General features: G+C 33.3%; 19 protein-coding genes and 1 pseudogene. 16 read left to right on the forward strand and 4 right to left on the reverse strand.

Going from position 1 to position 18,605, the window contains the following annotated elements:
• The first annotated feature begins 64 nt into the window (after nt 1-64).
• The 4 genes from AAEO58_RS07370 to AAEO58_RS07385 all read left to right on the forward strand — a co-directional run bounded on the left by AAEO58_RS07370 (nt 65) and on the right by AAEO58_RS07385 (nt 3,309).
• On the forward strand, nt 65-841 hold the full coding sequence (locus AAEO58_RS07370; protein WP_423972057.1) for a tetratricopeptide repeat protein: 777 nt from the start codon (nt 65-67) through the stop codon (nt 839-841).
• 56 nt (nt 842-897) lie between these two features.
• Nucleotides 898-2,298: a UDP-N-acetylmuramate--L-alanine ligase gene (locus AAEO58_RS07375; protein WP_341682859.1), complete on the forward strand. Its 1,401-nt coding sequence runs from the start codon at nt 898-900 to the stop codon at nt 2,296-2,298.
• A complete protein-coding gene (locus tag AAEO58_RS07380; protein ID WP_341682860.1) occupies nt 2,299-2,742 on the forward strand; it encodes a hypothetical protein in 444 nt (147 codons plus the stop codon).
• 153 nt (nt 2,743-2,895) lie between these two features.
• On the forward strand, nt 2,896-3,309 hold the full coding sequence (locus AAEO58_RS07385; RefSeq protein WP_341682861.1) for a hypothetical protein: 414 nt from the start codon (nt 2,896-2,898) through the stop codon (nt 3,307-3,309).
• Between the two features lie 10 nt (nt 3,310-3,319).
• Here the strand turns inward: AAEO58_RS07385 and AAEO58_RS07390 are convergent, their stop codons facing one another.
• Nucleotides 3,320-3,961: a DUF1287 domain-containing protein gene (locus AAEO58_RS07390; RefSeq protein ID WP_341682862.1), complete on the reverse strand. Its 642-nt coding sequence runs from the start codon at nt 3,959-3,961 to the stop codon at nt 3,320-3,322.
• A 259-nt stretch (nt 3,962-4,220) separates the two neighbouring features.
• Between AAEO58_RS07390 and radC the strand changes: the two genes are divergently transcribed.
• From radC to AAEO58_RS07425, 7 genes and pseudogenes are all read left to right on the forward strand, one after another.
• A complete protein-coding gene (radC, locus tag AAEO58_RS07395) occupies nt 4,221-4,904 on the forward strand; it encodes a RadC family protein (protein ID WP_341682863.1) in 684 nt (227 codons plus the stop codon).
• A gap of 278 nt (nt 4,905-5,182) precedes the next feature.
• Nucleotides 5,183-5,842, forward strand: a pseudogene (locus tag AAEO58_RS07400) (superoxide dismutase); the annotation flags it as partial.
• 475 nt (nt 5,843-6,317) lie between these two features.
• Nucleotides 6,318-6,947 (forward strand): ABC transporter ATP-binding protein, encoded by a 630-nt coding sequence (locus AAEO58_RS07405; protein WP_341682864.1) that lies wholly within the window; start codon nt 6,318-6,320, stop codon nt 6,945-6,947.
• Nucleotides 6,944-8,203, forward strand: a complete 1,260-nt coding sequence (locus AAEO58_RS07410; protein WP_341682865.1) for an ABC transporter permease — start codon at nt 6,944-6,946, stop codon at nt 8,201-8,203. Before AAEO58_RS07405 ends, AAEO58_RS07410 begins: the two co-directional genes overlap by 4 nt.
• A complete protein-coding gene (locus tag AAEO58_RS07415) occupies nt 8,196-8,687 on the forward strand; it encodes a hypothetical protein (protein ID WP_341682866.1) in 492 nt (163 codons plus the stop codon). The genes AAEO58_RS07410 and AAEO58_RS07415 overlap by 8 nt, the downstream gene beginning before the upstream one ends.
• A gap of 50 nt (nt 8,688-8,737) precedes the next feature.
• Nucleotides 8,738-9,430, forward strand: a complete 693-nt coding sequence (locus AAEO58_RS07420) for a YjjG family noncanonical pyrimidine nucleotidase (RefSeq protein ID WP_341682867.1) — start codon at nt 8,738-8,740, stop codon at nt 9,428-9,430.
• Nucleotides 9,431-9,432: 2 nt separating this feature from the next.
• On the forward strand, nt 9,433-10,158 hold the full coding sequence (locus AAEO58_RS07425; protein ID WP_341682868.1) for a hypothetical protein: 726 nt from the start codon (nt 9,433-9,435) through the stop codon (nt 10,156-10,158).
• Nucleotides 10,159-10,161: 3 nt separating this feature from the next.
• Here AAEO58_RS07425 and AAEO58_RS07430 read toward each other — a convergent pair whose 3' ends face one another.
• A complete protein-coding gene (locus tag AAEO58_RS07430) occupies nt 10,162-11,439 on the reverse strand; it encodes a replication-associated recombination protein A (protein WP_341682869.1) in 1,278 nt (425 codons plus the stop codon).
• Between the two features lie 72 nt (nt 11,440-11,511).
• On the opposite strand from AAEO58_RS07430, the gene AAEO58_RS07435 reads away from it, so the two are divergent.
• On the forward strand, nt 11,512-12,264 hold the full coding sequence (locus AAEO58_RS07435; protein WP_341682870.1) for a rhomboid family intramembrane serine protease: 753 nt from the start codon (nt 11,512-11,514) through the stop codon (nt 12,262-12,264).
• A 52-nt stretch (nt 12,265-12,316) separates the two neighbouring features.
• Here the strand turns inward: AAEO58_RS07435 and rlmB are convergent, their stop codons facing one another.
• Both rlmB and AAEO58_RS07445 read right to left on the reverse strand, forming a co-directional pair.
• Nucleotides 12,317-13,051, reverse strand: coding sequence for a 23S rRNA (guanosine(2251)-2'-O)-methyltransferase RlmB (gene rlmB / locus AAEO58_RS07440; protein ID WP_341682871.1), 735 nt, complete (start codon nt 13,049-13,051; stop codon nt 12,317-12,319).
• 120 nt (nt 13,052-13,171) lie between these two features.
• Nucleotides 13,172-14,947: a BamA/TamA family outer membrane protein gene (locus AAEO58_RS07445; RefSeq protein WP_341682872.1), complete on the reverse strand. Its 1,776-nt coding sequence runs from the start codon at nt 14,945-14,947 to the stop codon at nt 13,172-13,174.
• Nucleotides 14,948-15,125: 178 nt separating this feature from the next.
• Here AAEO58_RS07445 and rpsL point away from each other — a divergent pair, with 178 nt between their 5' ends.
• The 4 genes from rpsL to rpsJ are packed head-to-tail and all read left to right on the forward strand — an operon-like array spanning nt 15,126 to nt 18,519.
• Entirely contained in the window at nt 15,126-15,533 is a 408-nt protein-coding gene (rpsL, locus tag AAEO58_RS07450) for a 30S ribosomal protein S12 (RefSeq protein WP_026725646.1), read from the forward strand.
• A 24-nt stretch (nt 15,534-15,557) separates the two neighbouring features.
• The gene (gene rpsG / locus AAEO58_RS07455; protein WP_073583337.1) at nt 15,558-16,034 is read left to right on the forward strand and encodes a 30S ribosomal protein S7; all 477 of its coding nucleotides are present in this window, start codon (nt 15,558-15,560) and stop codon (nt 16,032-16,034) included.
• 11 nt (nt 16,035-16,045) lie between these two features.
• The gene (fusA, locus tag AAEO58_RS07460) at nt 16,046-18,202 is read left to right on the forward strand and encodes an elongation factor G (protein WP_341682873.1); all 2,157 of its coding nucleotides are present in this window, start codon (nt 16,046-16,048) and stop codon (nt 18,200-18,202) included.
• Between the two features lie 11 nt (nt 18,203-18,213).
• Nucleotides 18,214-18,519, forward strand: coding sequence for a 30S ribosomal protein S10 (gene rpsJ / locus AAEO58_RS07465; RefSeq protein ID WP_008254495.1), 306 nt, complete (start codon nt 18,214-18,216; stop codon nt 18,517-18,519).
• Nucleotides 18,520-18,605: the final 86 nt, after the last annotated feature.

Below are 18,605 nucleotides of genomic sequence, written 5' to 3' on the forward strand. Positions count from 1 at the left end.
GACTTGAGTAATCAAGTCGTTTTTTTATGCGGAATATCCAAAATCATTTCACTATTTTTGAAAAATGAAATCGCCACTAAAAAAGTTTGCGCAAGCAAATTCCAATAATAAAAAGCGATACCATATGTTACCTATGAAAATGTTATTAAAACATATGAAAATCATCCAAATCTTTTTTCTAATTATTTCGTTTTCAGTCTTTTCACAATCAACGTTTGAAAAGGCCGAGAAATTGTATGCGCAAAAAAAATACAACGAAGCCGAGAAACTATTTTCCGAACATTTAAAATCGCAACCGAATCATATAAAAACCATTGAATATCTTGGTGATATTGCCGGACATCAAAAAGATTGGGATGCTGCGATTACAAACTATAAAAAACTAAAAGTTAGTTATCCTAAAAACGCTAATTATTGGTACAAATATGGTGGCGCATTGGGAATGAAAGCTAAAGAATCCAATAAATTCAAAGCTTTAGGAATGATTGACGAAGTAGAAGAATCGTTTTTAACTGCAGCTAAATTAGATAGTAAACATATCGAAACACGTTGGGCATTAGTAATGTTGTATATCGAACTACCAGGAATCATTGGCGGAAGTGAGAAAAAAGCACAAAAGTATGCCGATGAATTAATAATGCTTTCAAAAGTGGATGGCTATTTGGCAAAAGGATATATTGATGTCTATTTTAGTCGCTTTACTAAAGCTGAAAGTCATTATAAAAAAGCGCACGAAATTGGTAATTCAAAAACTACCTTCGAAAAATTATATGACTTATATTTGAACAAACTGAAAGATAAAGCGAAAGCAAATAAGTTAAAAGAACAATTTGAAAAATAAGCCTCCCCAACCCTCCAAAGGAGGGACTTAAAAATGAGGATAAAAATAAACGATAAATGACTAATAAAAATAACACACAAAGTATTCCCCCTTCGGGGGTTAGGGGGCTACATTTCATAGCCATTGGCGGAGCGGCCATGCACAATTTAGCATTAGCATTACACAACAAAGGATATCACGTAACGGGTAGCGATGACGCTATTTTTGAGCCTTCAAAATCGCGTTTGGAGAAAAAAGGATTGTTGCCAGCCGAAGAAGGTTGGTTTCCAGAAAAAATTACAACCGATATTGAAGCAATTATTTTAGGAATGCACGCTAAAGCTGATAATCCTGAATTATTAAAAGCGCAAGAATTAGGCTTGAAAATATATTCATATCCCGAATTTTTATACGAACAATCGAAAAATAAAACTCGAGTAGTTATTGGTGGTTCGCACGGAAAAACTACGATTACTTCGATGATTTTACACGTGATGCATTATCACAATATCGAAGTGGATTATATGGTGGGAGCACAGTTGGAAGGTTTCGATACGATGGTACATTTAACTGAAGACAACGATTTTATCGTATTAGAAGGCGATGAATATTTGACTTCTCCAATTGATTTGCGACCAAAATTCCATTTGTACCAACCGAATATTGCCTTGTTGTCAGGAATTGCTTGGGATCATATTAATGTGTTTCCTACTTTTGATAATTATGTAGAACAATTCAGAATTTTCGCTAACCAAATCACTCGTGGCGGAATTTTAGTATACAACGAAGAAGACGAAGCCGTAAAATCAGTAGCCGAAGAAACCGAAAATCAAATCCGAAAAATTGCTTATCAAACCCCAAGTTATACTGTTGAAAACGGAACAACTTTATTAGATACACCAGAAGGTCCAATGCCAATTGAAGTGTTTGGAGCACACAATTTAAGCAATTTAGCTGGTGCCAAATGGATTTGCCAATGCATGGGCGTTGACGAAGCCGAATTTTACGAAGCCATTGCTAGTTTCAAAGGCGCTTCAAAACGATTAGAAAAAATTGCCGAAAGTGCTAATAAAGTCGCGTATAAAGATTTTGCGCATTCGCCAAGTAAAGTTTCTGCTACTACAAAAGCCGTAAAAGCACAATATCCAGATAGAAAATTAATCGCTTGTTTAGAATTGCATACCTATAGCAGTTTATATGCAGAATTTTTAAAAGAATACCAAGGAGCATTAGACGCAGCGGATGTTGCAGTAGTTTTCTATTCGCCCGATGCCGTAAAAATCAAACGTTTGGAAGAGGTAACGTACGACCAAATTGCACAATCGTTCCAAAGAGAAGATTTGATTATTTACACCAACCCAACCGAATTCAAAGACTTTTTATTCAGCCAAAATTTAGATAATTCCGCTTTACTATTAATGAGTTCAGGAAATTACGGCGGATTGAATTTTGATGAGGTGAAAGGGTTGATTGAATAAATGGAGAAGGAAATTTTGTATAATTCGAAAATTGCTTGGTATTCGTATTTGAATATCTTGTTATTGATTCTTCCAGTTTCAGTTTTTACTTATGTTGATTATTTGAGTTCAGAAAAAGTAAATTTCTATTTAATTGCAATATTGATTATTACTTTTTTGTATTGTATTCATTATTTGAAATACTTTACGGTTTCGAAGAACGAAGTATCAATTGTAAGACCTTTTTGGTTTATTAGAAAAAAAGTTTTTCAGAAAGATGAAATTGAACAGATTAGATTTTACAGTAATAAGTCGGGTAATTTAGGAGGTAAATTTATGAATATAAAATTAAAGAATAATCATGATATTGTAGATTTTAGGATTGAGTTCACAAAAAAACGAAGAGATTTATTTATGAATTCATTAAAGGAAAATAATTACAACGTTATGAATGAATTACTTTAAATTTTTTGAAAAATAAAATCATATTATAAACATTCCATTTTGAAAAAAAAGTTCTATCCAAAAATCCTTTTTCCAACAATAAAATTTGCTTTTATTATTGGGTTTGTTTTATTGTTTTTTCAAACTTTAAAAGTTTTTTTTACCAAGATATGTTTGAACTTTGACTTTGGACTTTTTCTAGCGGCATTGTTTTTTATATTGTTTACGGGTTATATTGTTTTTCATTTATCATATTTCTTTGGATTTTATTTCAAATATTTAGAAATTGAGGATAATTGTATATCCATTTTTGATTTAAATAAATTTAAATTTAAGAAAAACACTTTAGATGAAATTTTAGGATATTCAAAATCTGAAGCTTATTTTGGGAAAAATGGATGGAAATCAAAATCAATAGTAATTTATTTCAAAAATGGCGAAACATCCGAGTTAGTTAAAGTTTTTTTGTCAAATTTCGATTCATTAGAAGAAGAGTTGAAAAGCAAAAAAAATAAATATTTGGGTTTTGAAGGTTATCAAACGGGATGGTTTTATAGACGATATAAATTCAATAAAAACAAAAAATAGATTGGTTGTGTTATTTCCCATACCTAAAATGTCCCACAATTTTCCAACTCAGTAAACAATCTTCTAAAACTTGTCCGCTTCCCACGTTGTGCACAATCATTGGGTTTCCGTTGCTTGATTTTATGTGCGTTACAATACCAATATGAGGTAATTTATCATTAATCATCCAAGTAACTAAATCGCCCGTTTTGTAGTCTTTTGGATTTTGCGTAATAGGTAAAGTTTTTCCTTTCCGAGCAAAGAAAACCTCTAAATTAGAAACTCTTCTGTGGTCGATATTTTTATCTGTGGTTTTTAAACCCCATTTTTTTAAATTGGGATACAATGAAAAGTTGGCTTTCAAGTCTTCATGCACTTCTTTTTGCAAATCAATTCCTAATTTTCGATACGCACGAATGACTACATCTGTACAAACTCCTGTTTTTGCAGGAACATCACCATTTGGATATTTTATCCCAACATAAGCCGGCGTGTAAACCACTTCAGGATCAATTATCGAAATCGCGGCATTGGATAGTTTTTCATAGAAATCAGTTGGATTTTCTATAAGTTGAGTCGTGTGTTTTGATTCCGATATGTTTTCAGCAATAGTTTCAGATTTCTTACATCCAAAAGAAAAGTAGATTAAAAGTATAGAAATAAATAGTTTCATGTTTTTTATTTTATTATTTAAAACGCAATTTTTGAGCCATTTATTTTGCAGGTTTTTTAAAACCACATAGAAACATAGAAAAATAAGAATTTCATAGTCAACAAATTGATTCATGTAGCTTCTCTGTAACCTATCTAAAATAAAATGCCTTACTAAATGAAAATCAAACCTATGTTTCTATGTGGTAAAAGTTTAGATTTTTTTCATTTTTTAGATTTTTTAATTAGCTTTGTTTTTATAAACGCCAAAATAAATTTTTATGTACACGCCAATCAATCAATGGGCTGAAGACGATCGCCCACGTGAAAAGTTTCTTCTAAAAGGTAAATCTACCTTATCTGATTCCGAATTACTTGCTATTTTAATTGGTTCCGGTTCTCGAAATGAGAGCGCCGTGCAATTGTGTCAACGCATTTTAGCTTCCTCAGAAAACAATCTAAATACGCTAGGAAAAATGTCGGTTTCCCAACTTATGCAATTCAAAGGAATAGGAGAAGCCAAAGCCATTTCTATTGCCGCAGCTTTAGAATTAGGAAGAAGACGCAGGGCCGAAGACGCTATTGAACTCAAAAAAATCACTTCCAGTAAAGCAGTTTTTGATATCATGCAACCCATTATTGGCGAATTGCCTCACGAAGAATTTTGGGTATTATATCTCAATAATTCCAATAAAGTCATCTACAAAGCCCAACTCTCAAAAGGAGGAATCACAGGTACAGTCGTGGATATTCGCATAATTTTCAAAATAGCATTCGAACAAAACGCAACGGGTTTAATTCTTTCTCATAATCATCCATCAGGAAAATTAATGGCAAGTGATGCCGATTTAAAAATCACGAAACGGATCAAAGAAGCAGGGCAAACCTTAGAAATTCAGGTTTTAGATCATCTCATCATTACCGAAAACGGTTATTTGAGTTTTCAAGATGAAGGGATTTTTTGATTTTTTTTGAAACACATAGTCACATAGTTTTTCATTGAATAGAGTTTACACAGAGATTCATTGAGTTTTTTTGAATAACTTTATTTTGAGAGAGATCCACAGAGACGCTTTGCTTTTTTGGAACACAGATTGAAGAAATTCAAAAATTAATTTCATAGCGAACTTTGCGAAAAATCTCAGCGTTCTTTGCGTTTAAACCCAACAATTATGGAAATTTTAAGATTTGGTAGTTTTTTATCTAATCGATAAGCCGTATTTTTATCAAAAATTAATACAACATGAAAAACATAAAACTTTTAGTTTCCACACTTTTAGTAACATTAACAGCATCGGCTCAGTTTACACAAAAAGCATTGCCGTATGCGTATAATGCATTGGAGCCATTTGTAGATGCGCAAACTATGGAAATTCATTACAGTAAGCACCATGCGGCTTATGTTAAAAATCTAAATACGGCTTTAGCAGGAACTGCTGATGAAAAATTAAGCTTGAACGAAATTTTTGCAAAAGTTTCTACTATGCCTGCAGCGGTTCGTAATAACGGTGGTGGACATTATAATCACGATTTATTTTGGTCGGTTTTAACACCAGAGAAAAACACTAAAATGTCTGCTGAATTAGAAAAAGCAGTAAATGAAACTTTCGGAAGTTTTGATGTGTTGAAAGAAAAATTAAATGCAGCTGGAGCAAGTCGTTTTGGTTCAGGTTGGGCTTGGTTGGTTGTTACTAAAGAAGGAAAATTAGTTGTTAGTTCAACACCAAATCAAGATAATCCATTAATGGATATTGCAGAAGTAAAAGGAACGCCAATCTTCGGAATCGATGTTTGGGAACATGCTTATTACTTAAAGTATCAAAATAAAAGAGCCGATTATCTATCTGCTTTATGGAGTGTTGTAAATTGGACAGAAGTAAGCAAAAGATACAAAGCAGCAATGCCAAAACCGGATACTTTTGCAGCTTGGCCAGAAATCAAAACGTTTCACAAAGTAATGTCACAAACGTTTCATCCAAGTGAAGAAGGAAACTTGCAACCTATCAAAGAAAGAAGCGCTGAAATGGCTGAAAAAGCAAATGCTTTAAAAATGGCAAAAATTCCAGCTCAATTCAATAAAAAAGAAATTGTAGCTTCGGTTAATAAATTAGCAAAAGACAGTAAAGCATTGGATAAATTAGTGAAATCTAAAGCATCTGATGCAAAAATCACTAAAGCTTTAAATGGTTTACATGACACTTTTCATACAATTGTAGGTTTGTGTACACATGATGAAGAATAGTTAATTAAATCAAATAAGAATTGTTAAGCTGAACTCGTTTCAGCTTCTTTTTTGACATCTGATTATTACAATTTATTTAAGAAATTTTTTAAACGAATTTGTTATCTTGCAACACTAAATTAATGCTGAAACAATAATGATAAGCACTAAAAACATACGATTTTCCTATAGTAAAGAGCAAGAATTTATCTTTCCTGATTTGTATTGCGAAGCTGGAAATACGCTTTTAATTACTGGAGATTCAGGTAAAGGAAAAACTACCTATTTGCATATTCTGGCGGGATTATTAAAACCAGCTAAAGGCGAAATAGAAATCGATAAAACAGATATCGTTTCACTTTCCGAAAAAGCAACCGATAAATTCCGCGGAAAGCATATTGGAGTGGTTTTTCAAAAATCGCATTTTATTGGTGCTTTAACCGTTTTGGAAAATTTAGAAATGGCAAGTTGGTTAGCAACGGGTAAAAAGCATACGAAAAGAGCTAAGAAATTATTAGAACAATTAGGAATCGAAAATCAAGCGTCTAAATTACCGTCACAACTAAGTATTGGTCAACAACAACGTGTTTCGATTGCGCGTGCGTTAATGAACGAACCAAAAGTGTTATTAGCAGATGAGCCGACATCAAGTTTAGATGATAAAAATGCTGAAAAAGTTATCGAATTGCTGACTTCTTTATCGAAAGAATACAAAGCAGCTTTACTTATCGTTACGCATGATAACCGAATTAAAGAAAGATTCATTAATAAAATCACGTTAGTATGATAGCAAAATTAGCATGGAAAAATATATGGTTCAAACCATTAAATACCATCTTGAGTGTTGTTTTGCTAACCTCAAGTGTCGCGATTATTACCACTTTAGTTTTAGTCGAAAAACAATTTGAAGAAAAGTTTTCAAGCAATATTGATGGTGTTGATTTGGTAATGGGAGCACAAGGAAGTCCGTTACAATTGATATTGTCTTCAGTTTACCAAGTGGATTCTCCTACAGGAAATATTAGTTACGATTCGGCAAAAGTTTGGATGCAACATCCGTTTGTTCAAAAAGCGATTCCGTTAGCATTTGGAGATAATTATCGCGGTTATAAAATCTTAGGAACAACACCCGATTATTTAGAAAAATATGGTGCAAAGATTGCCGAAGGAAAACTATTCGAAAAGAATTTCGAAGTCGTAATCGGAAGTGATATTGCTAAAAAATTAAGTTTAAAAATTGGAGATGAGTTCTTCGGTTCGCATGGCGATGCGGCAGAAGGAGAAGTGCACGATCATTACGGATATAAAGTTGTTGGAATTGCAAAACCAACAGGGAAAGTAGTGGATAATTTGATTTTATGTACGATTCCAAGTGTTTGGCAAATGCACGGCGGACATGAAGAAGCAGAAAATCCAGCGCATGGTGAAGAAGGTCACGTTCATGTAGAAGGAGAAGAACATCAAGAAGAAGCCGACATGACTTTAGATGAACCTGGAATGGAAATCACAGCTGTTTTACTTAAATTCCGAAACAAAATGGGAATTGTAACTTGGCCAAGAATCATCGCGCAAAACACCAAGATGCAAGTCGCTTCACCAGCAATTGAAGTAAATCGTTTGTTTTCTTTATTCGGAATTGGAATTTCAGCTTTACAATATTTAGCATACGGAATTATGTTGATTTCAGGAATTTCGATTTTCATCGCACTTTACAATACATTAAAAGAACGCGAAAATGAATTTGCCTTAATGCGTGTTAACGGAGCCAAAAGATTACAACTTTTAAAAGTCGTAATGATTGAAAGTTTGCTTTTATGTGTTGTTGGGTTTATTTTTGGTACGATTTTGGGAAGAGTAGGATTAAGTATGTTGTCCAACTCAGCCGAAGAAGACTTTAAAATGAGTTTCAATCCATACGAATTTATTTGGGAGAAAGAAGGAACTTTATTTTTACTAACTATATTTGTGGGCTTTATTGCAGCATTAATTCCAGCCGTAAAAGCATACAATTTAAATATTTCAAAAACATTAGCAAATGCGTAATTATATTAAATTAAGTTTAGCTTTAGTCGTTTTTATTTCGATGATGAGCTTTTCAGATAGCACAACTTCTATTGCAAGAACAACTGACAAAACATCAGTAGCAGCAGATACGCTAACATGGAAACTATTAGGTGATATCAAATACGTTCGTAAAAAACACGCGACTTATGGCGAAGTGGAATTTCCACAAGTGAATATGAAATTGAAAATGATGCAAAAGAAAACCGTTTTCATGAGCGGTTTCATTGTGCCAATTGATAACAAAAATTACGCGTTAAGTAAAAACGTATTTGCCGCTTGTTTCTTCTGTGGAAAATCAGGACCAGAAACAATTGCAGGTATCAAATTCAAAGGTGGCGCTTTTCCAAAGTTAAAAACCGATACGTATGTAACTTTAAAAGGAACTTTTAGATATAATGAAACCGATGTGGAAGATTGGATTTACCATATCGAAGACGCGGTAATTATCTCTCAAAGCAAATAATTTAGAAGCCCATTCGTTTGGGCTTTTTTTAATCACTCAAACATATAGCATTGCAATCATTTCAACATAAAAAACATCTCTTTTTCGATTTAGATCACACGCTTTGGGATTTTGATAAAAATTCAGGATTTGCGTTTGACACGATTTTCAAACAGCAAGGATTTGATGTTGAATTATCGGATTTTTTAAATATTTACATTCCAAGAAACCACCATTATTGGAAATTGTACCAAGTGAATCAGATCTCGCATGACGATTTACGTTATTATCGTTTGAAAGACGTTTTTGATGCATTAAACTTTGAAGTTTCAGATGAAATGATTCATCATTTATCCGAAGAATACATCAAATATTTACCCGAATACAATCATCTTTTTGATGGCGCTATTGAGTTATTGGATTATCTAAAGCCGAAATATCAATTGCATATTATAACGAATGGTTTTGCTTCGGTGCAAACTAAAAAAATGAAAAATTCTAATATTGATCATTATTTTGAAACGATAACCAATTCGGAAATGGCTGGAGTTAAAAAACCACATCGCAACATATTTGATTTTGCCTTATCTTTGGCAAAAGCTTCAAAAGAAGAAAGTTTAATGATAGGCGATAGTTATGAAGCCGATATTATTGGTGCACAAGAAGCAGGAATTGAAGCTGTGTTTTTCAATGAACAAAATATCGAAGTTGAAAATCCAGTTTTACAAGTAAGTCATTTGTTAGAATTAAAAAACATATTATAGTTATGAAGAAAGTAGTTTTGTTATTCGTTTTGTTTGTTTACTCTTTTTCTTTTGCTCAAGATAATTACAAGTATGTTATCGTACCAAAAAAATTCAGTTTTTTTAAGGAAGAAAATAAATTTGGATTGAATGAATTAACAAAAGCTTTTTTTGAAAAAGAGGGATTTGAAGTTTTTTATGATAGTGATGTTTTACCTTCTGATTTGTATCAGAATAGATGCTTAGCACTTTATGCTTCGCCAATTAAAGATAAAAATTTGTTCGTGACAAAGATTTATTTCGAAATCAAAGATTGTAATGATAATTTATTATTGCAAAGTGAAACAGCTACAAGTAAAGAAAAATTATTAAAAACGGCTTATAATCAAACTTTTAGACAAGCTTTGTCTTCACTTAATGAAAAAATAAATTTCAAAAAAACAGATGTAATAGAAAAAATAGAAGTAGTGGAAACTCCAAAAGAAGTAGTTGTAGTTTCTAAAAACGAAAATATTTCTAATTCAGAAGACATAAATACTTTATTTGCAATTCCAATAGTTAATGGTTATAAACTAGTGAACGATAAGCCAGAAACCATTTTTATTTTAAAGAAAACTTCTGCAGACAATATTTTCATAGCTCAGAAAGATTCAAAATCAGGTGTTTTAATGAAGAAGAGTAGTGGTTGGTTTTTTGAATATTACGAAGGAGATAAATTATTTTCAGAAAAAGTGGAGGTTAAGTTTTAAGACTTAATACCCATATTTATCCTTCCAACGATTCTTTAAAAACTGACGTAATTCTTTCTCACGAGCATTTTCGCCGGGTTCAAAGAATTTAGTTTCAGAAATTTCAGTAGGTAAAAATTCTTGTTCGGCAAAGTTGTTGGGAAAATCGTGCGAGTATTTGTATTCTTCACCGTAACCTAACTCTTTCATTAATTTCGTTGGTGCATTTCTTAAGTGAATTGGAACAGGTAAATCACCAGTTTGTTTTACCATTTGTTGCGCTTTACCAATTGCCATATAACTGGCGTTGCTTTTTGCCGAAGTTGCTAAATAAATAGCACATTGACTCAAAATAATACGACTTTCAGGATAGCCAATAGTTGCCACCGCTTGAAATGCATTATTTGCCATGATAAACGCTGTTGGATTGGCATTTCCAATATCTTCACTGGCTAAAATTAGCATTCTTCTTGCAATAAATTTTACATCTTCGCCACCTTCAATCATTCTAGCTAACCAATAAACAGCGCCATTTGGGTCACTTCCACGAATGGATTTGATGAAAGCTGAAACAATATCATAATGTTGTTCGCCTGTTTTGTCATACAACACCGTATTTTTTTGCACCAATTGCATTACTTTTTCATTCGTAATTTCAATGGTGTCGCTTTCTGTAGCATTAATGACCAATTCGAAAATATTCAATAATTTTCTTCCATCGCCACCCGAAAGTCTTAACAATGCTTCGGTTTCTTTTAACTGAATGTCTTTATTTTGTAGCTGAATATCAGTTTTCATCGCGCGATATAACAACGCTTCCAAATCGTCTTTGGTAAATGCATTCAACACATATACCTGACATCTTGACAATAAAGCGGGAATAACCTCAAAACTCGGATTTTCAGTCGTTGCACCAATCAAAGTTACCCAGCCTTTTTCCACCGCTGCCAATAAAGAATCTTGTTGCGATTTACTAAAGCGATGAATCTCATCGATAAATAAAATCGGATTTTTAGCTGTGAATAAACCATTGCTTTGCTTCGCTTTTTCAATAACTTCACGAATGTCTTTTACACCCGAATGTATGGCACTCAGTTGGTAAAACGGACGTTTGCTCTCTTGCGCCATAATTTGCGCCAAGGTAGTTTTCCCAGTTCCTGGTGGTCCCCATAAAATCAAACTTGGAATTAATCCTTTGGCAATTTGTTGTGTTAAAGAACCCTCAGGGCCAACTAAATGCAATTGGCTGATGTAATCCGATAATTGTTGTGGGCGAATGCGTTCGGCTAATGGTTGATTCATGACGTAAAATTACAATTTTATGACAAATGTGCATAGAAATATTTTTGGCTTTATCTTTGAATTCAAATCAATATGGAAAAACAGCACGATAATCCTTTTCAGTTTACAAAAGCGGTCATTTTATTACCGCTATTTTTTGTATTGACTTTATGGTCGGTTTTTTGGTATGAATTACATTTTCACGAAAGCTTATCTCATTTTGGGGTGTATCCAAGAGAAGTTTTTGGTTTAAAAGGAATTCTATTTAGTCCCTTTTTACATGGCGATATCGAGCATTTGGCTAATAATTCGGTTGCCTTATTGGTGTTGTTGCCTATTTTAAGATATTTCTACAAAGAACAATCGTTTGTTGTTTTGCTGTTCGGAATTATATTTTCAGGATTAGGAACTTGGTTGTTGGGAAGACCAAGTTACCACATTGGCGCGAGCGGATTAATCTATGCTTTAGTGAGTTTTATTTTCTTCAAAGGTATTTTTACCAAATATTACCGATTAGTAGCTTTGTCATTCACCATCGTAATTTTATATGGAGGAAGCGTTTGGTACATGTTTCCAAATGTAAAAGAAGGCATTTCGTGGGAAGGACATTTAGCAGGATTTTTAGTTGGATTAGCTTTAGCTTTAGTTCTAAAAACACCGCAATTTTCAAAACCTATTTTCTACGAATGGGAAAAACCCGATTTTAATCCAGAACTCGATCCCTTTATGAAAAATTTCGACGAAAAAGGAAATTTTAATCCACCACCAAAACCAGAAGAAGTCATTAGAGAATACTTCAATTCTTCTATGAAAGTGGTTTATGAGTTTTTAGGAGGGAAGAAGTAAAAAAAGCCACCATTATTTGGAGGCTTTTAGAAAAGTATATCGAGTATAATTATTACATTCTCTGTCTCAAAGCCTCATACAAAAATGCACCGCAAGCCACAGAAACATTTAATGATTCGATTGTGCCAAACATAGGTAATTTTGCTTTTTCATCTACAATTTTCAATACTGAAGGGTTGACACCTCTGTCTTCGCTGCCCATAATAATCGCAACTCCTTCGTTGAAGTTGATGTCGTAAATGTGTTGGTCTGTTTTTTCAGTTGCAGCAACGGTTTTAATTCCAGAACCTTGCAAATAGAAAATCGCATCTTTAATGTGGTCTACTTTGCAAATAGGCACATTAAAAACCGCACCAGCTGAAGTTTTAACCGTATCGCCATTCACAGGAGCCGAACCTTGTTTTTGGATAATGATTCCGTCAACACCCGTACATTCCGCAGTTCTGATAATTGCACCGAAGTTACGTGCATCTGACAATTGATCTAAAATTAGGAATAAAGGTTTTTTACCAGTTTCAATAACGCCTTCTACTAAAGTTTCTAATGAAACAAAAGAAATAGGAGCAATGGTTGCTACCGCGCCTTGGTGATTATTGGGAGTTAATCGGTTTAGTTTTTCAACAGGAACGTAGGAGAAGTTGATGTTGTTTCTTTTCATTGTTTTCATCAAATCTTGCATCAAGTCGCCTTGTGCATCTTTTTGAACGAATACTTTATCAATTTCCTTTTTAGCGTTAATTGCTTCAATTATTGCTCTAATCCCGAATATTTGGTTGTCTTTTTCCATGGCGCAAAGATAGGATTTTAGTTTGAATTTTAATTATTATGTTTTAACCACAGATTCGTGGATTTTTCATAGTTATTTTAATTTTTTTTACAATCTGCGAATCTGCGGTCGAAGTACTTCTTAAAAATTCGTTTTAAAACTAATATGCACAATTGAATTCGAAAGTTTTATCGCTTGTTCGCTAGTGCTTCCGTTAGCGTAAACCAAATTAAAAAGACCATTTTTGGTAAATAATCCAAATCCGAATCCCAAACCTAATAATCGGTCTTCTGTATTAGAAGTTTTGTCTTGAAAATAGCCAAAATCGGTTATGGAATGTAAGTATAAATTAGAAGCGACTAAATAACGATATTCCGCTATAATTCCGGTATAAGCATTAGCTTGTAAGCTGTTTTCATTAAAACCTCGTATCGAATTGATGCCTCCAAATCGGAACAGCTCGTTAATTACATAATCGTCACTTTGTAAATAAAAAGTTTGATTTCTTAGATGAATACTATTTTTGGGATTCAAATTCACATTGTAACTCAAATCCAATTGAGTAAAAAACTGACTTGTTTTTTGAGATTCAATCGTTCTATTTCCTGTTCCAAATTTTACAAAAACTTTTGCTTTTTCAGGAAAAATAAAACTATCAGGATTTAATTCAAGATGTTCAAAACTCGAGGTTAAAAAGGTATTTGTAAAATCATTCAAGCTAAATGAATTCGTATTTTGAATATCAACAGAAGTGGTTTTTTGGTAACCAACAAAAGTTTTAGTGTTGTAAGCAAAATAGTAACCCAAATTCAAATCGGTAATCGTGTTTTGAAAAGTAGAATCTTGTTTAAAAATTCTCAAATTGGCTTTAATTCCGATGGGAGTTTTAAAAATATAAGGCAATTCGGTTCCTAAATTAAACGAAGTTTGTCTGTTGCCATCGTTTTTCCAATACAAATTGAATTTTTCGCCCGAATTCAAAATGTTCTGCAATTGCAAATCTAAATATCCGTTAAAGGTCAATTTACTTTGATCATCATTTGAAAACCCAATAAAACCATCAAATTTATTGGGTTTCGATTTTTCTAAATACACAAAAATTTTAGTGGAATCGGTTGTAAATAAAATTTCAGGATATTTCAACTGACTCACAAATTGCAATTTATCAAACTCATCATTAATCTGTTTTAAATTATCCTGATTAAAAGTGGCTTTTTTTGCTTTTTTGGTAATTGCTTTTTTAATTCCTGCAGGGAATTTATCGTAACCCACAATAACAATATCGGTAATATTTCTTTTCGAATTGAGTTTCAGTTGCAATTCAGAAAATAAATTGTTGTCAACTTTTCGCTGATTAGTCAATTGCAAATTCGCTAGAGAATATCCTTTCTTTTCTAACAACGCAATTTTACTTTTCATGAAATTCTCTACTTCATTTGTAGCGATAATCAAAGTGTCATTTTCTAATTGTAATAGCGATTTTTCTTCGGCAGAAAGTTTATCTACATATATATTGTTGTTTTTTATCGAATTCCCTAAACTGTATTTAAAAACAAAACTGCTATCGTTTACCTTTTTTTGTTCCAACAACAACCAATCAAAAAAACCTTGATTTGTTAATTTGCTTTCAAAACGTTTTTGTTCTTCTAAAATTAGCGCAACTGTAGCGTGTTTAGATTCGTATTGTAAGCTGTCAATAGTATTATTTTCTTTTTCAGATGTTCCAGTAATTTTTAAATAGAAGTTTTGCCCCAATGAAAATTGGAAGCAAAAAAACAGAATAAAACCCAAGAGTAATTTCATAGCAGTAAAGAAACGAAAAAAAGTAAAATAAATTTTATTTGTAGTAGCGAAAGGTTCGTGAATTCTTGTTGTCCATGTTCCCGCTGTCCGCACTACATGGTAGTTTGCTTCCATCGGGGCTAGGTAGTTTTTGTCTTTCTTTCTTGTAACTCAATACAAATCAAATCACTACTAAAATCAAATTGCATTGAAAATTAATAAATTATGATTTGGAAAGTAAAAAATAATTCCTACATTTGCAACCCCGTAAAAAGCGGGAATTTTAAACAGTAAAAATTTTTAGTATTTAATTATGCCAACAATTCAACAATTAGTAAGAACAGGGAGAACCCAAATAACTAAGAAGAGTAAATCGGCTGCTTTAGATTCTTGTCCTCAAAGAAGAGGTGTGTGTACTCGTGTTTACACAACAACTCCTAAAAAACCAAACTCAGCAATGAGAAAGGTAGCTAGGGTTCGTTTAACAAACGGTAACGAGGTGAATGCATACATTCCTGGAGAAGGTCACAATCTACAAGAGCACTCGATAGTATTAGTTAGAGGTGGAAGAGTAAAAGATTTACCAGGTGTACGTTACCACATCGTACGTGGAGCATTAGATACTGCGGGTGTTGCAGGAAGAACACAACGTAGATCTAAGTATGGAGCAAAACGTCCAAAACCAGGACAAGCACCTGCACCAACTGGAAAGAAAAAGTAATTTAAAATCTTTTAAAGAAAAGACATGAGAAAAAGAGCGGCCAAAAAAAGACCACTTTTACCAGATCCAAAATTTAACGATCAGTTAGTAACACGTTTTGTAAACAACTTAATGTGGGATGGTAAAAAATCAACAGCTTTTAAAGTTTTCTATGATGCATTAGAAATCGTTGAAACTAAAAAGCAAGATGCAGAAAAATCTGCTTTAGAGATTTGGAAAGATGCATTAACAAATGTTATGCCTCACGTAGAAGTTCGTTCACGTAGAGTGGGTGGAGCTACATTTCAAATTCCAATGCAAATTCGTCCAGATAGAAAGATTTCTTATGCTATCAAATGGATGATTCTTTATGCAAGAAGAAGAAACGAAAAATCAATGGCAGGAAAATTAGCTTCTGAAATTTTAGCTGCGGCTAAAGAAGAAGGTGCTGCTGTTAAGAAAAGAATGGATACTCACAAAATGGCAGATGCTAATAAAGCATTCTCTCACTTTAGATTTTAATTCGTACAGAAATGGCTAGAGATTTAAAATATACAAGAAATATTGGAATTGCTGCTCATATTGATGCTGGTAAAACAACAACAACTGAGCGTATCTTATTCTATACAGGAAAATCACACAAAATTGGTGAAGTACATGATGGTGCTGCAACAATGGACTGGATGGCACAAGAGCAAGAAAGGGGTATTACAATTACTTCAGCTGCTACAACTTGTGAATGGAATTTCCCAACAGAGCAAGGTAAGGCATTACCAGAAACATTACCATACCACTTTAATATTATCGATACTCCGGGACACGTTGACTTTACAGTTGAGGTAAACCGTTCGTTACGTGTATTAGATGGTTTAGTATTTTTATTTAGTGCAGTTGATGGTGTTGAGCCTCAATCTGAAACTAACTGGAGATTAGCTGATCAATATAGAGTTCCTCGTATGGGATTCGTAAACAAAATGGACCGTCAAGGTTCTAACTTCTTAAATGTTTGTCAACAAGTTAGAGACATGCTAAAATCTAACGCTGTTGCAATTACTTTACCAATTGGTGAAGAAAATGACTTTAAAGGAGTTGTTGACTTAGTTAAAAACCAAGCTATTATTTGGCATGACGAAACTCAGGGGGCAACTTTTGATATCGTGCCTATTCCAGCTGATATGGTTGACGAAGTAAAAGAGTATCGTTCAATTTTAATTGAAGAGATTGCTACTTACGACGAAAACTTGTTGGAAAAATACATGGAAGATGAAAACTCTATTACTGAGGATGAAATCAATACAGCTTTAAGAGCTGCTACAATTGATATGGCTATCATTCCTATGATTGCTGGTTCTTCTTTCAAAAATAAAGGTGTTCAGTTCATGTTAGATGCAGTATGTAAATACTTACCATCTCCAATGGATAAAGAAGGTATCGAAGGAATTCACCCTGATGATGCTGATTTATTAGAAGAAGATCAAAAGAAAATTTTACGTCGTCCTGATCCAAAAGAGCCGTTCGCAGCTTTAGCATTTAAAATTGCTACTGATCCTTATGTTGGTCGTTTAGCTTTCTTCCGTGCTTATTCAGGTCGTTTAGATGCAGGTTCTTATATCTTGAACACTCGTTCTGGAAACAAAGAGCGTATATCTCGTATTTACCAAATGCATGCTAACAAACAAAATCCAATCGAATATATTGAGGCTGGAGATATTGGAGCTGCTGTAGGATTTAAAGATATCAAGACTGGAGATACAATGTGTGATGAAAAACACCCAATTATTCTTGAGTCAATGAAATTCCCTGATCCTGTAATTGGTATCGCAATTGAGCCAAAAACAAAAGCTGACGTAGATAAAATGGGTATGGCTTTAGCTAAATTAGCTGAAGAAGATCCAACGTTTACAGTTAGAACTGATGAGGCTTCAGGTCAAACGATTATTTCAGGTATGGGTGAGTTACACTTAGACATCCTTGTAGATCGTATGAAACGTGAGTTTAAAGTTGAGGTTAACCAAGGTGAGCCACAAGTAGAATATAAAGAAGCGTTCACAAAATCAGCACAACACAGAGAAACTTACAAAAAGCAATCTGGAGGTCGTGGTAAATTTGGTGATATCGTATTCCGTTTAGAACCTGCTGATTTAGTAGACGGTAAAGCTCCTATGGGATTACAGTTTGTTAATGAAGTTAAAGGTGGTAACGTACCAAAAGAATATATTCCAGCTGTTGAAAAAGGTTTCAGAGAAGCTATGAAAGCAGGTCCTTTAGCAGGATATGCGGTAGATAGTTTAAAAGTAACTTTATTAGACGGATCTTTCCACCCTGTGGATTCTGATGCTCTTTCTTTCGAATTAGCAGCTAAAATGGGATATAAAGAAGTAGGTCGTGCTGCTGGTGCAGTTATTCTTGAGCCAATCATGAAAATCGAAGTTATTACTCCAGAAGAAAATATGGGTGATATCGTAGGTGACTTGAACCGTCGTAGAGGTCAAGTAAATGATATGGGTGACAGAAATGGTGCTAAAACTATCAAAGCAGATGTGCCTTTATCAGAAATGTTTGGTTATGTAACAACATTAAGAACATTATCATCAGGTAGAGCTACATCAACAATGGAGTTTTCACATTATGCAGAAACACCTTCTAATATTTCAGAAGCTGTAATCAAAAAAGCAAAAGGTAACGCTTAATTTTTAAGAAAATGAGTCAAAAAATCAGAATAAAATTAAAATCTTACGATCACATGTTGGTTGATAAATCAGCAGAGAAGATTGTAAAAACTGTAAAAAGTACAGGTGCAGTAGTAACGGGTCCAATTCCATTACCAACTCACAAAAAGATTTTTACTGTATTACGTTCTCCACACGTTAACAAAAAATCAAGAGAGCAGTTCGAATTAAGTTCATACAAGAGACTATTAGATATCTATAGTTCTTCTTCAAAAACTATCGATGCTTTAATGAAATTAGAATTACCTAGTGGTGTTGAAGTAGAAATCAAAGTATAATTGATTTAGATTGCAATCGCAATAACCATAAAAAAACCGTCAATGTTAATAGCATTACGGTTTTTTTCTTACCATATTTAGTGAGT

The sequence above is a fragment of the Flavobacterium helocola genome (assembly GCF_038289885.1).
GTDB classification, from domain to species: Bacteria; Bacteroidota; Bacteroidia; order Flavobacteriales; family Flavobacteriaceae; genus Flavobacterium; species Flavobacterium cheniae.